This is a genomic window from Paenimyroides ceti (assembly GCF_030409925.1).
The window spans coordinates 3,430,600-3,446,377 of record NZ_JAUFQU010000001.1 but is presented as its reverse complement, the minus strand read 5'-3'; the positions used below and the strand labels follow the sequence as shown (position 1 = coordinate 3,446,377).

The 15,778-nt window shown below is 33.8% G+C and carries 18 protein-coding genes; 9 read left to right on the top strand and 9 right to left on the bottom strand.

All coding sequences use genetic code 11. The features are described 5' to 3' along the window. Positions 1-106 precede the first annotated feature (106 nt). The gene (gene hflX / locus QW060_RS16860; RefSeq protein WP_290364626.1) at positions 107-1,339 is read left to right on the top strand and encodes a GTPase HflX; all 1,233 of its coding nucleotides are present in this window, start codon (positions 107-109) and stop codon (positions 1,337-1,339) included. Positions 1,340-1,383: 44 nt separating this feature from the next. Here hflX and QW060_RS16855 read toward each other — a convergent pair whose 3' ends face one another. From QW060_RS16855 to QW060_RS16835, 5 genes are read right to left on the bottom strand one after another with little or no spacing between them, the layout of a single operon-like run. Then, the gene (locus QW060_RS16855; protein ID WP_290364625.1) at positions 1,384-2,244 is read right to left on the bottom strand and encodes a DUF3078 domain-containing protein; all 861 of its coding nucleotides are present in this window, start codon (positions 2,242-2,244) and stop codon (positions 1,384-1,386) included. Between the two features lie 41 nt (positions 2,245-2,285). Next, the gene (locus QW060_RS16850; RefSeq protein WP_290364624.1) at positions 2,286-2,798 is read right to left on the bottom strand and encodes a DUF2480 family protein; all 513 of its coding nucleotides are present in this window, start codon (positions 2,796-2,798) and stop codon (positions 2,286-2,288) included. Positions 2,799-2,838: 40 nt separating this feature from the next. Beyond that, positions 2,839-3,162 carry an iron-sulfur cluster assembly protein gene (locus tag QW060_RS16845; protein WP_290364623.1) on the bottom strand — a complete coding sequence of 108 codons (324 nt, stop codon included), beginning with the start codon at positions 3,160-3,162 and terminating at the stop codon, positions 2,839-2,841. 2 nt (positions 3,163-3,164) lie between these two features. Further along, positions 3,165-3,581: a SufE family protein gene (locus tag QW060_RS16840; protein ID WP_290364622.1), complete on the bottom strand. Its 417-nt coding sequence runs from the start codon at positions 3,579-3,581 to the stop codon at positions 3,165-3,167. 10 nt (positions 3,582-3,591) lie between these two features. Then, the gene (locus QW060_RS16835; RefSeq protein WP_290364621.1) at positions 3,592-4,806 is read right to left on the bottom strand and encodes an aminotransferase class V-fold PLP-dependent enzyme; all 1,215 of its coding nucleotides are present in this window, start codon (positions 4,804-4,806) and stop codon (positions 3,592-3,594) included. A gap of 190 nt (positions 4,807-4,996) precedes the next feature. Here QW060_RS16835 and QW060_RS16830 point away from each other — a divergent pair, with 190 nt between their 5' ends. The 4 genes from QW060_RS16830 to QW060_RS16815 are packed head-to-tail and all read left to right on the top strand — an operon-like array spanning position 4,997 to position 8,722. Next, the gene (locus QW060_RS16830; protein WP_290364620.1) at positions 4,997-5,848 is read left to right on the top strand and encodes a heme/hemin ABC transporter substrate-binding protein; all 852 of its coding nucleotides are present in this window, start codon (positions 4,997-4,999) and stop codon (positions 5,846-5,848) included. A gap of 17 nt (positions 5,849-5,865) precedes the next feature. Beyond that, positions 5,866-6,897 (top strand): FecCD family ABC transporter permease, encoded by a 1,032-nt coding sequence (locus tag QW060_RS16825; protein ID WP_290364619.1) that lies wholly within the window; start codon positions 5,866-5,868, stop codon positions 6,895-6,897. Further along, positions 6,897-7,682, top strand: coding sequence for a heme ABC transporter ATP-binding protein (locus QW060_RS16820; RefSeq protein WP_290364618.1), 786 nt, complete (start codon positions 6,897-6,899; stop codon positions 7,680-7,682). Before QW060_RS16825 ends, QW060_RS16820 begins: the two co-directional genes overlap by 1 nt. Continuing rightward, the gene (locus QW060_RS16815) at positions 7,682-8,722 is read left to right on the top strand and encodes a hemin-degrading factor (protein WP_290364617.1); all 1,041 of its coding nucleotides are present in this window, start codon (positions 7,682-7,684) and stop codon (positions 8,720-8,722) included. Before QW060_RS16820 ends, QW060_RS16815 begins: the two co-directional genes overlap by 1 nt. 51 nt (positions 8,723-8,773) lie before the next feature. On the opposite strand, the gene thiL is transcribed toward QW060_RS16815, so the two are convergent. The 4 genes from thiL to QW060_RS16795 all read right to left on the bottom strand — a co-directional run bounded on the left by thiL (position 8,774) and on the right by QW060_RS16795 (position 11,540). Beyond that, a complete protein-coding gene (gene thiL, locus QW060_RS16810; RefSeq protein ID WP_290364616.1) occupies positions 8,774-9,820 on the bottom strand; it encodes a thiamine-phosphate kinase in 1,047 nt (348 codons plus the stop codon). A 145-nt stretch (positions 9,821-9,965) separates the two neighbouring features. Beyond that, positions 9,966-10,799 carry a mechanosensitive ion channel family protein gene (locus QW060_RS16805; protein ID WP_290364615.1) on the bottom strand — a complete coding sequence of 278 codons (834 nt, stop codon included), beginning with the start codon at positions 10,797-10,799 and terminating at the stop codon, positions 9,966-9,968. After that, positions 10,792-11,004, bottom strand: coding sequence for a hypothetical protein (locus QW060_RS16800; protein ID WP_290364614.1), 213 nt, complete (start codon positions 11,002-11,004; stop codon positions 10,792-10,794). The genes QW060_RS16805 and QW060_RS16800 overlap by 8 nt, the downstream gene beginning before the upstream one ends. 5 nt (positions 11,005-11,009) lie before the next feature. Continuing rightward, positions 11,010-11,540: an RNA polymerase sigma factor gene (locus QW060_RS16795; RefSeq protein WP_290364613.1), complete on the bottom strand. Its 531-nt coding sequence runs from the start codon at positions 11,538-11,540 to the stop codon at positions 11,010-11,012. Between the two features lie 57 nt (positions 11,541-11,597). Here QW060_RS16795 and QW060_RS16790 point away from each other — a divergent pair, with 57 nt between their 5' ends. From QW060_RS16790 to QW060_RS16775, 4 genes are all read left to right on the top strand, one after another. Continuing rightward, positions 11,598-11,768, top strand: a complete 171-nt coding sequence (locus QW060_RS16790) for a hypothetical protein (RefSeq protein ID WP_290364612.1) — start codon at positions 11,598-11,600, stop codon at positions 11,766-11,768. Between the two features lie 105 nt (positions 11,769-11,873). Continuing rightward, a complete protein-coding gene (locus tag QW060_RS16785; RefSeq protein WP_290364611.1) occupies positions 11,874-13,424 on the top strand; it encodes a tetratricopeptide repeat protein in 1,551 nt (516 codons plus the stop codon). A gap of 66 nt (positions 13,425-13,490) precedes the next feature. Continuing rightward, positions 13,491-14,444 (top strand): AraC family transcriptional regulator, encoded by a 954-nt coding sequence (locus QW060_RS16780; RefSeq protein ID WP_290364610.1) that lies wholly within the window; start codon positions 13,491-13,493, stop codon positions 14,442-14,444. After that, a complete protein-coding gene (locus tag QW060_RS16775) occupies positions 14,386-15,573 on the top strand; it encodes a helix-turn-helix domain-containing protein (protein ID WP_290364609.1) in 1,188 nt (395 codons plus the stop codon). The genes QW060_RS16780 and QW060_RS16775 overlap by 59 nt, the downstream gene beginning before the upstream one ends. Positions 15,574-15,778 lie beyond the last annotated feature (205 nt).

Below are 15,778 nucleotides of genomic sequence, written 5' to 3'. Positions count from 1 at the left end.
TAATTATCAAATTCAGAATTGTCTGAATAGAATTTGTAATTAGAAGGAAAAGACAGTCCATTTTTTATTTAAAAGCGTTATTTTTGTTATTACACAAATTTTAAATATGCTCGAAAAAGAAACTATTAAATACGAAAAAGCAATTATTGTAGGTCTTATTACCCAGCAACAGAATGAAGAAAAGTTAAATGAGTATTTAGATGAGCTTGCTTTTTTAACCTATACTGCAGGAGGAGAAGTTATTAAACGATTTACCCAAAAAGTAGATAAACCAAATCCGAAAACTTTTGTTGGAACGGGTAAACTTGAGGAGATTGAACTCTATGTTAAAGAGAATGCTGTAGATACAGTTATTTTTGATGATGAATTATCTCCTGCCCAACAAAAAAACTTATCCAAATTACTGGACTGCAAAGTGCTTGACCGCACCAATCTTATTTTAGATATTTTTGCTCAACGGGCACAAACTTCTTATGCTCGTACACAGGTAGAACTGGCTCAGTTTCAATACTTACTGCCTCGCCTGACGGGTATGTGGACTCACCTTGAGCGCCAGCGAGGAGGAATTGGTATGCGCGGTCCCGGGGAAACAGAAATTGAAACAGACAGACGGATCGTTCGGGACAGGATTTCCCTGCTCAAGGAAAAACTACAGACTATTGATAAACAAATGGCAGTTCAACGAAGTAACAGAGGTGCTTTGGTTCGTGTGGCGCTGGTTGGCTACACTAATGTAGGAAAATCAACGCTTATGAACGCTATTGGAAAAAGTGAAGTTTTTGTAGAAAATAAACTTTTTGCTACTCTGGATACTACAGTAAGAAAAGTAGTAATTAAAAATCTTCCTTTTCTTTTATCCGATACAGTAGGTTTTATACGAAAATTACCAACACAGCTGGTTGAATCTTTTAAGAGTACTTTAGATGAAGTAAGAGAAGCTGATTTACTATTGCATGTGGTAGACATATCTCATCATGATTTTGAAGAACATATTGCTTCGGTAAATCAGATATTAAAAGATATCAAAAGCGACGATAAGCCTACTATTATGGTTTTTAACAAAATTGATGCTTACAAGCCTGAAAATTTTGATGCTGAAGATCTGACAACAGAACGAACCACCAAACATTACTCTATTGAGGAATGGAAAAAAACATGGATGAGTAAAGTAGGAGAAAACAATACCATTTTTATATCTGCTACTGAAAAAGAAAATTTTGAGGAATTCAGACAAAAAGTTTATGAAGCTGTACGTCAGATTCATATCATGCGTTTTCCTTACAACAATTTTCTATATCCTGAATACACTGAGAATGAAGCTGAAGAGAACGAAGAATAAAAAAAGCCTGAGAAATATCTCAGGCTTTTTTTATTCTAATTTTTTTAGAAGGCATAGTTAAGACCTACTCCTAATGTATGACGAGTTTGAAATCCGCGATACGCATTATCATCATAAATAGTCTGGAAAGTAAAATTCGTAGAAATGTATCTGTTAACTTTTAAAACAGCATTTAACTGATAGTCAATATCGACATTTTGAGGATCTTCTCTATAATTCGAATAAAGATTTAAAATGTTTTCTACAGTAAAATTCTCCATTACCGTAAACTTATAATACGCATTTACAGCAGCTCCGAATTCAAAACGCATTGTTTTCCCCTGTTCTACACCAAAGGAAGTACCCAGTTCAGTAAAATGTCTGTGCACAAAAATGAAACGGGAAGTAGCAGGAGCAATGTTGACCTTCAGGTTATCATTTTTCTTCCAAAGCATACCCGGTCCTATCTGTAAATAAGCCGGTGACATAAAGTGTGAAATACGTTCGTCCGGATTATCAGGATTCATCCCGGTATCAAATTGCGTTTTAAAATTCACAAAAGCAGAGTAGTACCAATCACCGCTGGCTTTTTTACCTAATAACGAGTTCAGCTCAAGACGGTCATCTGTTTTTTGCTGTTCAGAACCTTTAATCTTATTGATTCCATAAGAAGCTATGATTTTATTATCCCAGGTCCAGTCTTCTTTTTTATAATTAAAGTCATAATTCAACGCAGCATTGGCTGCAAAATTATTGGAACCTCCGGCCTGCCACTGACTGAAACTGGATTGGCTACCCAATAACGAAATGGTACCTTTTTTTGTCCACGGGCTCACAGGTCCCAATGTGTCATTTTCTACTTGTGCCTGTGCATACGAAGCGCTAACTGCCAAAAGAGAAAAACTTAAAAATAATTTTCTTTTCATAAATACTTGTTTTACAACAAAGTTAGCATTTTATGTTTTTATTACAATTTTTTCTTTTTAAAAATGGGAACTGCTGAACAAGCTTCTCCAAACATAATAGACCGGGCGTACAGCATCATTTTCTGTGTTGCCATAACATAAGCCTCTTCCGGTATGCTTTTTTTTGAACATCCTTTTATTATCGTAGGTTTGTTTGTATAGACAGAAAAATCAATCTCTTCCATTATTTTCTGATAAAAAGCAATATCCAGATCGTGTAATGTACCCTGAACTACCATCTTTGCGTAAGGCTGTAGATAAGAAGACGTAAGCATCAATGCCCAAGCCGGCAAAATAGCATCCGTTGAACAATGCAGTGCTACCAGTTTACCTCTGTACTGCTCCCAGTCGTGATTTTTTAACGCTTCCCGAAAATCTTTCTCTTTTAAAAGAAAACCTTCATACAACCACGGAGAAATATCTAACGGAAGCCTTTCTTCCTCAGGAAAATAATCTTCAAGATCAAATACTTCCAAAGCGCTTTTGGCAACTTTATTTATAATTTCTTCTGACATCAAAAACAGTTTTAATATTTACTCTATTTTATCACACCTTTTACAGCATTCCCAATTCTAATTTAGCTTCTTCGCTCATTAGGTCTTTATTCCATGGCGGATCAAAAGTAAGCTCAAGTTCCACATCTTTTACCATATTGATGGAAGATACTTTCTCTTTAACTTCCATAGGCAGTGTTTCAGCCACCGGACAATTAGGAGATGTCAGTGTCATCAATATTTTCACTTCTCTGTTTTCGTTTACAAACACATCATAGATTAATCCTAATTCATAGATATCTACGGGAATTTCAGGATCAAAGATGGTTTTTAATACTTTTACGATGCTCTCACCAAGAGCGTTCATATCTATTTCGTTTTCCATATTTATTTAGCTTGAAACGCTAATGCGTACATTTTTATTTGTTTGATCATAGACACCAGTCCATTGGCACGGGTTGGCGACAAATGTTCTTTTAATCCTATTTCATCAATAAATGATGTATCGGCTTCTAAAATCGCCTGAGCATTTTGATTCGAGAAAACACGTATAAGAATCGCAATAATGCCTTTGGTCAGGATAGCATCACTATCTGCTGTGAATACAACCAAATCATTTTGCTTTTCCGCATGCAACCATACTTTAGACTGGCATCCTTTTATTGTATTTTCCTCTGTCTTATACACATCTTCAATAATAGGCAGGCTTTTTCCGAGTTCTATAATATATTCATATCGCTGCATCCAATCATCAAACATGGAAAACTCGTCTATTATTTCTTCCTGAATTTCTTTTATGGTCATTTGTCTCAATTTATGAAAGCATACTTTGCGCTTTTTTTAACGCATCCATCATGCGGTCTATTTCTTCTTTCGTGTTATAAAATGAAAAAGAGGCTCTTATGGTACCCGGAATTTTATAGTACTCCATAATCGGCTGGGCACAATGATGACCTGTTCTTACTGCAATTCCTAACTTATCTATAATAGCCCCAACATCATAAGGATGTAATCCTTCAAAATTAAAAGAGATCACAGAAGCTTTTTCTGTAGAAGTTCCGTAGAAAATAATACCGGGCATCTCTTGCAACTTTTCCGTAGCATACTTCAAAAGTTCTTTTTCATAGGCTTCAATATTCTCAAAACCTATGGAATTTAAATAATTAATAGCAACTCCAAGTACAATACCCGCTTCTATATTAGGTGTTCCTGCTTCAAACTTATGAGGAAGGCATGCGTACGTCGTTTTCTCAAAAGTTACTTCCTTGATCATTTCTCCTCCACCCTGATAAGGAGGCAATTTGTTTAACCAAGCTTCTTTTCCGTATAATATTCCTGATCCTGTAGGAGCACACATTTTATGCCCTGAAAAAACATAAAAATCACAATCCAATTCCTGAACATCAGGTTTTATATGAGGTACAGCCTGGGCTCCATCAATCAAAACGGCAGCGCCGACTTTATGTGCTTTATCAATTATTTCTCTGATCGGATTAATAGTACCCAAAGCATTTGAAATGTGGTTGACAGCCACCAGTTTGGTTCTGTCTGTCAGAAGTTGATCATATGCTTCCATAACAAGTTCTCCCTTTTCGTTCATAGGAATCACTTTAAGTGTAGCACCGCTTCTTTCACACGCAAACTGCCACGGTACAATATTCGAATGATGTTCCAGATGAGAAACAATCACCTCATCCCCTTCTTTAAGCATCTGACTAAAACCATTAGCCACCAGATTAATTCCGAAAGTAGTACCTGACGTAAAGATTACTTCATGCAACTGAGCTGCATTTATATGATTTTTAACAATCAAACGCGCTTCTTCATAAGCATCTGTTGCCACCTGGCTCAGATGATGTACTCCCCTATGAATATTAGCGTTGATCTCCTTATAATATTTTTCGATAGCTTCAATGACCACAACAGGTTTCTGGCTTGTTGCTCCATTATCGAAATAAACCAAAGGCTTACCGTTTATTTCCTGATGGAGAATGGGAAAATCAGCTCTTATAGATTGAATGTCTAACATTTTTCACTTTGTTTAGTGCAAAGGTACTAACTTGAATTACTTAATACCCAAATTTTAATACAAAGATAACGATTCTGATTATTAGTAACCCGTGAAAAAAATATTATTTAAATTAATTCTAAATAGCGTTTGGTAACTACAAAAAAAATAGTATTTTTGCTCCAACAATTAAGTTTTTAAACGATAAACGATGAAAAAAATTTTCTCAATTTTATTACTTACAGTTGCTTTTGCATCATGCAAAAAAGAAGGGCAAAATACTGTAGAAACCGACAAGAAAGACACCCTTTCTACTGCTAAAATTGTTTCGCTAAACGGCGCTATCACAGAAACTTTAGCACAGTTAGGAGAAGAAAACAATATCATAGGAGTTGATGTTACAAGTAATTATCCTGAAGGATTGAAAGCTCAGAATTTAGGGCATGTAAGATCTATTACTGCCGAATCTATATTAGCACTACAACCAACTGTGATATATGCTTCCAATAAGGATATGAATCCTGATTTATTGGAAAAACTGAAAGCTTCTAAAGTTAAATTAGAGTTAATTGATCAGGAGTTTTCTGCTCAGGGAACAGCGAATTTAATCACTACAGTTGCCAAATCTCTTAATAAAGAAAATTACCAGCCAATTATTGACAATATTAATGCAAAACTTGCTACTGTAAAAACGCTGGAAAAGAAACCAAAAGTTTTGTTTATCTACGCACGTGGAGCAGGTAACCTTATGGTGGCTGGAAAAGATACACCACTTGAAAGAATCATTACTATTGCAGGTGGTGAAAACGCTGCAAATGATTTTTCCGATTTTAAACCTTTGACTCCTGAAGCATTGGTATCGTCAAACCCTGACGTTATTTTAATGTTTGATTCAGGATTGGCGAGCATCGGAGGTGTAGACGGTCTTTTAAAAATTGAAGGTATATCAGCAACCAATGCAGGAAAAAATAAAAAGGTAATTGCTATGGAAGGACAATATCTTTCAGGATTTGGTCCACGTCTTGGTGATGCAGCAGTTGATTTAAACAAATTATTACAATAATCAACTGACCTGAAAAAATGCAAAAAAAAGTTCAGCTTTATAGGCTTCTATTAATCTTGTTATTAATCACTTTAGTCGTAATTTCATTATTTGTAGGAGCCTATAACTTTGAAAACAGTGTACTTAATACGTTCTTAAATTTATTTACCGGATCAGAAGGGATTTCTGCCTCAGACCATTTTGTACTTTTCCAGTTGAGAATGCCGCGTATCATAATGGCTATTCTGATTGGTAGTGCTTTGGCAGTTGCCGGAACCTGTCTTCAGGGGATGTTCAAAAATCCGCTGGCTTCACCCGATCTTATCGGTATTACATCAGGAGCTGTTCTTTTTGCTGCTGTAACCATTGTCTTGGGAGCAAGCATTCGTCCCTTTATACCGGAAGCACTCCACTACTCTCTCATCAGTATCATGGCCTTTGTAGGTGCTATACTGACCATGAGCTTTGTTTACAAAATGTCTACCACCAATGGAAGAACAAATGTTGTTATTCTTCTTTTATCTGGCGTAGCAATCACTGCTCTTACGGGGGCAGCAACCGGAATGCTAACCTATCTTTCTACCGATGAAGAACTCAGAAATCTTACTTTCTGGACGTTGGGAAGTCTGGCAGGAGCTAACTGGACAAAGAATTTAGTACTCGCTATCGTTGTTATAACAGGTCTTTTGTTTTTAGTAGGAAAAGGGAAAGCACTGAATGCAATGATGCTTGGAGAAAGAGATGCTCAACATTTGGGAATTGACGTAGAAAAAACAAAAAAACAAATTGTTATTTTCTCTGCCCTGATGGTAGGAACAGCTGTTTCTTTTGCAGGAACAATTGGATTTGTAGGACTTATTGTTCCCTATATTCTGAGACTGCTCTTCAAATCAAACTATACTGTTATTTTGCCTTTATCCATTATTTTAGGAAGTATCATTATGGTACTCGCAGATACAATAAGCAGAGTGATCGTTCAGCCGGCAGAATTACCAATCGGTATTTTAACAGCTATTATGGGTGCTCCAGTTTTCATTGCCATACTAATTCGATTTAAAAAAACATTGTAATGTTAAAGGCAAAAAATGTACGATTCGCTGTAAAAAACCATCTTCTTTTAGATGAAATAAGCTTTGCTGCTGAAAAAGGCGAATTCATTGCCATATTAGGTCCCAATGGAGCAGGAAAATCTACTCTATTGAGCTATATAAGCAATGAACTTGAACAGAAAAACAAAACCGTTCTTTTTAAAGAGAAGCTTATTAGTCAATGGGATAAAAGAGAATTACCATTGCACAAGGCAAAGTTTTCACAGCATCAGGCAGGAGACATCACTCTTGAAATAAAAGATGTAGTTATGATGGGACGCTATCCTTATTTCGACAATACACCATCTGAAAAAGACGGACAAGCAGTGGAAAAATGGATGGAAGCAACAGATACCACACATCTGAAAAACCGCTCATACGAACATTTATCTGGCGGCGAAAGACAACGCGTACATTTAGCACGCGTACTGACACAGCTGGAAAACAATATAGAAAATAAAATCATATTGTTAGATGAGCCACTCAACAATCTGGATGTTTCACATCAGTTTAAGACGCTGGAAATCATAAAAAATCTGACAGAGAAAAACAATACGGCAATTGTAGTGCTTCATGACATCAATTTAGCATCTCAGTTTGCCGATAAAATTTTATTATTAAAAAAAGGTAAGCTGGTCGCTTATGACACTCCTGCAAATGTTCTGACCGAAGAAATGATCTCTGAGGTTTATAACTTTCCCTGCTATGTAAGTGTAAATCCGATCAACCAACAGCCTTTAATATTATTCGGACAAAATAAGAAATAATGCATACAACCTCATCATCATTAAAAGAACAGTGGAATGCTCTGAAGCAAGAGCGTCCCCAGTTAAGAATTCGAAACGCAGCGCAGGAATTAGGCGTGAGCGAAGCAGAATTGTTGGCAACACAAACAGGAGAGACGGTAACCCGATTACGTCCAGATTTTCAGGCGATACTTTCAGAGGTAGAATCTCTGGGGAAAGTAATGGCCCTGACCAGAAATGAAGAATGCGTACATGAGCGTAAGGGAATTTATTTAAACGCTGATTTCTCTTCACCACATGCCGGTCTTTTTGTAGGAGAAGATATCGATTTACGTATTTTCTGGAGTCATTGGAACAAAGCGTATGCGGTTGTTGATGAAACCGCTCACGGAATCAAAAAAAGCATTCAGTTTTTTGGGAAAGACGGTGAGGCGATTCACAAAATTTATCTTACAAAAGATAGCAATGACGAAGCTTTTGACATTTTAGTATCAAAATACAAAGCGGAAGATCAATCAACAAATGAAACATCCGAAAAAATGCCACTTAATCTGGATGAGAAACCAGACGGAGAAATTGATATAAAAGGGTTTCAACAAGCATGGTTAGATTTAAAAGATACGCATGATTTCTTTATGATGATGCGTAAATTTGGTGTGACCAGAACACAGGCTTTACGATTGGCTCCTGATCATTATCACGCAAAAGAAGTAAGTAAAGATGTTATCGTTTCTATGCTTGAAGAAGCATCTGCTGCAAAATTACCTATTATGGTATTTGTAGGAAATAAAGGAAACATACAAATCCATACAGGAAAAGTAAATAAAACATTATGGCATGGAGACTGGTTCAATGTAATGGATCCGGATTTCAACATGCATTTAGATATGAGCAAAATTGCTCAGACCTGGATTGTCCGTAAACCAACTGAAGACGGGATTGTTACTTCAATCGAAGTATTTAATGAAATGGGAGATATCATCATTCAGTTTTTTGGTAAACGCAAACCGGGGATCCCTGAATTAGAAGATTGGAGAACACTTATCAATAAGTTGTCTTAATTTTTTTGTTGTTTTTGTTATGAAGCGCCGGTCTGAGACCGGCGTTTCTTTTTACTCTTTAAAAGCATTCCATCCTTTCGCTTTTAAAGGGATTTTTGTGTTTTCTCTGGTCACGATATGCAACCCTTCATTTTCAGGTACAATGTGTCCAATTACACTCAAATGAGGGTTTCCTTTGATCTTGTCGTAATCTTCCATTTTAATGCTAAACAGCAACTCGTAATCTTCTCCTCCATTAATGGCAATAGTAGTGCTGTCAATATTAAATTCTTCACAAACATTTATAAACTGAGGATCAAGCGGAAGTTTATCTTCGTATACATTACATCCGACGCCAGACTGTTTACAGATATGAAAAAGCTCTGAAGAAAGTCCATCTGAAATGTCAATCATTGAAGTAGGTTTTACATCAAGATCATACAATAATGCTTTGATATCTTTGCGGGCTTCCGGTTTTAACTGCCTTTCAATTAAATAAGAATAATGCTCTAAATCCGGTTGGTTATTCGGGTTGACCAGAAAAACCTGTTTTTCTCTTTCTAAAATTTGTAATCCCATATAAGCTGCTCCCAAATCTCCTGTAACGACAAGCAGATCGGTATCCTTAGCTCCGGAACGATATGTAATATCTTTTTCTTCAGCCTCTCCTATCGCTGTAACACTAATGATAAGCCCTGTCTGAGAAGAAGTGGTATCGCCTCCGATTACGTCCACATTGTAGTAATTTGAAGCCAATTGTATTCCAGCATAGAATTCTTCCAATGCCTCTAATGGAAAACGGTTAGAAACAGCAATGGAGACTGTAATTTGAGTGGGTACGGCATTCATAGCACAGATATCAGAAATATTTACCACAACAGCTTTATATCCAAGATGTTTCAATGGCATATAACTCAAATCAAAATGTACACCTTCTACCAGTAAATCAGTAGAAACAACGACTTTATTCGATTTAAAGTCAAGTACGGCTCCATCATCACCTATTCCTTTTTCTGTACTCTGCTGCTCACTGACAAAATGTTTTGTCAGATGTTCTATCAGTCCGAATTCTCCCAACTGCTCTAAGGAGGTTCTTTTATTTTCTTTGTTGTCTAACATGAATCTGCCTTTATGATTTAATATTTAATGCGTTTGCATACAACATCTGATAATGTCTGAATAACAAAACTCAACTGAAGCTTTTTTTAAGAAAACCTCTCTAGGAATCCTTATACAGCAAAAGGTTTTGTGATCTTGAATCCGATTATAAAATTTCTATTTTCAGATTTTTTATTTTATTGATCGGATACAATATGTATTTATTTTCTGATTTAAGTTTTAAATTTATGCTGTCTATATACACAACAATACCGGAAACATCATCTTCTATCTTAATGACATCACCTACCTGAATCGATTTTTTCAGATAATAACTATACAAAACTTCGGTAACAATATCCTTGGATCCCAAAGCGAAAGAAAGTGATATGGAAGCGACAATCAATCCGAGAATAATACTTAGATTGTTTGTGATAAGACTCAGATCAAACCCCATCTGATTTAAGGCGATCAAAAGGAAAAAAAGAAAAACTCCACCGAGTATAAATGACTTAATAATCTTTAATCCGGCATTGAGCTGTAAAATCTGAAGAAATAAGTTTAATTTGCTTTTGAGCAAATTCGTCACATAAACCCCTATCGATAAAATAATCAGTCCACCTATGATACGCGGCAGATAACTGATGATTTCATTAATCACCAGAGTAACTCCCGGCATATTGAAAATATCGGCTCCGATTACAACAATGATCAGTACATAAACCAGTTTTATAAAACCGATTATAATTTTCCGGATGTCAAACTTAAAATTCAGGCTGTTTAAATAATCAATATTATTTACATAATGATTAATTTTATCAACCTTAGCAAGAATGAGAACTCGGCTTAAAATCTTAACAATAACTTTGAATAATATCCAGGAAACAAGGATAAAAAGCAGTACATAAAAAAACTTTATGAGAAGCATTTTTATATTATCATGCCAGATGCCTGACCATACAGCGGGATCTGAAATATTGTAAAAAAAATCACTATTCATTATTATTATCTTTTGAGTTATTGTCTTCTTTTAGATCTTTATTGGGTTTGTCACTGAATGAGGAAAATACCTGTGGAATACCAACCAGATAAAGTTCCGATAAGTCTATGGTCAATTTAATCAAATCGATATCATCCATCACCTTATCTTTTATCAAGCCAGGCAAATCTTCTTTAATTAATATTTTTTTAAAAGGGTTCTCCATACTAATTACAATGATTTATATTTCTTCATTACCTTTTGCTTGGATCGTTGTAATCTCATTTTAACTGCACTTACACCAATTTTTAATAACTCTGAAATTTCTTTAATTGATAAATCATCCTGATATTTCATTAACAATATAATTCTGTCCTGCACATCAAGCATTCTAAGAATTTCCTGCAATTTAGCATAATTAATCTGTAAAATATCAAAATCTTCTTCAGTGCCATTTTCTTCTCCCTCATCCTGAATATGCCCCAATTGATCGATATCTAAGTTGTATTTAATTTTTTTCTTGCTTATAAAATTGACACAAAAATTATAAGTAATTGAGTATAACCAAGTAGAAAACTTAGATTCATTTTTAAACGTCTTTAAGCTTAAATAGACCTTAATAAAAATATCATGTGTCAGATCCTGAGCTTCCTCTTTGGTATCCACAAATGAAAAACATTTGTTATACACATACGGAGCATATCTGTCATATAAAACAGAGAAAAAACGAGAATCTTTAGTGCTCAATGTCAACTTGATCAATTCCAGGTCATCTAATTCTTCTAAACTATTTTTATCTATTCTATTCATGTTTTATAAATGAATACAAAATTTAAGGTGGGTATCTCCTGTTTTAAAATGCAAATATACTATTTCTGTATTCGTTTTGAAGAGAAGATGTTACATATTATTTCCCCTCAACTGTACGGAATTTCAGAAATTCTTAAAAACATACTATTTATTTATGAATTACTGCACATATTAATATGATATGCATTATTTTTGTAGCTACTTATAACATTATAAGTATTTTATGTAAAATAAGAAAAAACATATCTATTACTATCCATTTCTTATTTTATAAGAGCAATATTTATGAGACAGCACTACTACTTGTTTTTATCCTTTTTGTTATCATATAGTTTGTTTTCTCAATCTACAGATAGAAAATATTCTTTTGACAGCATATATAACAAATTAGCCCGGGAGAAAACAGACTCCAATACAGACAGTGCTTTAAAAACAGCAGATTCTCTGTACAAAATTGCTCAAAACGACATTCAGCGGATTCAATCTCAAATGATTACCTCTCAGCTCCTGCAGCAAAAGGGGAAAAAAGATCAGGCTATTCAGATAGCTCTGAAAGCGTATGATATTGCACAAAACAACGAAAATAAGGAATGGCAGGCAAAGATACTGGGTCATTTATCTTCTTTGTACAGAGACAGCGGATTAAATGAAAAAGGAAAAGAGTATTTACATAAGGCGTTGGAAGTTAGCAAAAAGATTGTGAACAAAGATGAATCTTATCGTTTTCAGGGAAATGTATATCAGGAACTCTCCTATTATTCAAAGAATGAACAAAAAATAACCGACGCAATCACAAATCTAAAAAAAGGAAATCTTTACTTTGAAAAAATTTCAGATGTTCAATCAAAAAATTTTCTACTGGCTACCAATATGGAATTATTAGGAAGTAATTTTTTCTCACTCAAACAGATTGACTCCTCTCTTTATTATTACAACAAAGGATTAGATCATCTCAATCAGATCAATTTTAAAGAAAGTGCTCTCACAGGTTTTATATATAATGGATTAGGAGAAATTTATCTTTATTTGGGTATGTATGAAAAAGCAATTGATTATCTTCATAAAGCATATCTATTAGGAGAAGAATCCGATTTTTTTGCCTTGAAAGAGAAAAACTATCTGATTCTTATGCGTTATTACAAAGAAACCGGAAACCAAAAAGAATATCTGACGATTAATGAAAAATATCTGGCTTTAACATCCCAACTTGAGATTGCAAAAAAAAACACAACAACTACCCTCATAAGAGATTTGAATCATCAGGAAATGAAGAGTCAAAAAAAATTACTTTTATTGACATTCATTATTAGTTTACTGGTAATTATTATAGTTGTCTCTTTTTATATTTACCATAAAAAAAGAAAAAGAGACCTTTTAAATTTTGAAAAAATTCTGCTCACTCATGATGCAAATAAAAAAGTTGAAAATAGTTTCTCCAAGGTACAGCATCCTTCGGCAGAGACTACAAATATGGCTTTTGAAACAGAAGAAAGGCTTTTGAAAGAATTGAAGTTATTTGAAAAAAAACTGCTCTTTCTAAATGAAAATATTTCTTTAGCATCACTTGCTGTTGAGTTTAGTACCAATACAAAATATCTTTCCCATATTTTACGCAAACAATATCATAAAGATTTCAGTACTTACATAAATGAACTTAAAATAAATTACATTTTAGAGAAACTCAAAACAGAAAAAAAATACAGACAATATAAAATAAGTTATATGGCTTCTGAATGCGGATTTTCTACTCATAGTAAATTTACATCCGTTTTCAGACAAATTGCAGGAATAACTCCTTCACAATACATCAAATATCTGGAAAACAATAAGCTGTAAATATAACAGTCTGTTTTTCGTTATTTTCATTTGTTTAAATTATAAATTTATAAAAAACTCCTTTTAATGAGATGGTTACTCAAAAACTATGACAATGATGGAGAACATCAGAATTTTCAACGGATATTGATTGCGTTGATGTTTTTTCTTATCCTTCATTCCGTTCTCTTTTTAAACGGATATTTCAGTTTTGTAACCTTGCTATACGGTCTGATTCTGCAATTAAGTATCGATAGTACCAATAAAGATTTAAAACTTCTGACTATAAAAAATATTCTGTTATGTCTGCCTTTTATTTGTTTTTCTATGGGACTTTATTTCTATCCGGAGACATTGACCATGTATTTTATTTTTATAATCAATGGAGTGTTCCTTATCGGATATTCTTTCTTGGTTAACAGAAAATTATACAGTGGTAAAAAAGATATCCACAGTAATTGGGTTTTATTCAATAAATACTTCCTCATCATTTCTGGGCTTGTACTCATCATTTCCGGGTTCGAAATAGAAAGTGATTATTATTTTGATTTCGGTCCAAGAATTATTGCTGCTTGTTTGTTATTTGTAGAACTCATTTATGTATGGGTCATTCTCATTATACTCAACACACCTAAACTTATTACTGAAAATCAACCGGACATAAAAATTCTCAAATTCCCTACCCATAAGAGTAGTTTTCTCCATAAGATTGAAGATTATTTTTTAAGTTGTAACGATTATTTAGATCCTTCCTATAACTTTGAAAAGTTTTCAAAAGATATGAAAATGAATAAACAACAATTATCCCATTTTTTAAATAATGAATTACAGCTAAACTTTTATCAATTACTTGCTTTTTATCGCATCAAGTTCGCAAAAAAAAGAATCAGGGAATCTGCTCATATCTACACAATAGAAAGTCTTATCTTGGAATGCGGATACCATTCAAAATCAACATTTAATAAACATTTTAAAAATATTGTTGGAAAAACACCTTCTGAGTATAGGAATTTTCACCTTAAAAACAATGGATCAGATTAATATTTCTCAGTTATTATCGTCAATTTTTCTTTCTAATACCTTAATGCTTGCATCAACAGGCATCTATCTGCTTACACTAAAAAAAAGAACAAGGCTTGAAAAGTATGCTATTCTTATTTTAGCATTCATGATATTTCACGCTTTATGCGCATTTGTAGCGAACCTCTTTTTTTATGAAAATCTTTTTTTTAATATAGGCGCTCCTTTTAGCTTATTCTATGGGGTATTTCTCTTTGCCTTTGTTTTCTTCTTTTCTAAACAAGAAAAACAATCCGGTAAAATAATATTATGGCATTTCATAATTCCACTACTCTATAGCTTTGCCTTTCTTATCATCTTATCGGGACCGGAATACTGGAAAGATTATATTTATTCTTATATCCTTACACTGTATGTATTTACAAGCATGAGTTTTGTGATGTATGCTGCCTATACGTATTATATAGTAAAAACCAAGAAAGCAGTAAAAAACTACTTGAATGTCTATAAAAATCTACTCACAGAATTACTCATTTTACTTTGCTGTGTAGCGGTTCTTTTTATAGGATATACTTTTGGTTACAAGCCAGATAAATCAGGAGATCGTATTATTGTATCTTTAATACATTTTGCCTTGTTTGCTGCTACAGGTATCATATTCAGGCAACTCATAAAGAATAATTATAAAGAAAAAACAAATAATAAAAAGATAATATCCCTGAATGCATCGGTAAAGGAAACGGATAGTAAGCCGCAGAATACGCAAAATGAAATGGATTCTAAATATAAAAAATCCAAGCTTACTGATTCCATTCTAAGGAACTATGTTGAATTATTAGAAAATATAGACAATACATATTATTTGAATCCTGAACTCTCCCTACAGGCGGTAGCCAAAAAGATAGGGATATCCAAATATAATCTTACTCAGGTTTTTTCTGCAGGATTAGACACGAATTTCAATCAGTATGTCAATAAAAAAAGATTAACTTTTGCTGTTGAATTTCTGAAATCAGAAGATGATATGAGTATGGAAAGCATTGCATATGCCTGTGGATTCAATTCCAGAACCTCTTTTTACAGAGCTTTCAGCAATGAGTTTAAAATTACTCCTACTCAATTTAAAAATGTGAATAGTCATAATAAATAATTTCTTCAATTCTTGAATTTGGACAGCATTATAAAAATTAAAATTATAAACACCTGAAAATCAATGTTTCATTTTATTATCTCGAACTTTCACCTAATTTTTTGAAACATCTGAAGCCGATAGATATCCTATTTTTGCAGCTATTATTTGGTGACAAATCAGCTTATCAGAAAACTAAATTCATTTTCTGTCAAGGGCAATGAAG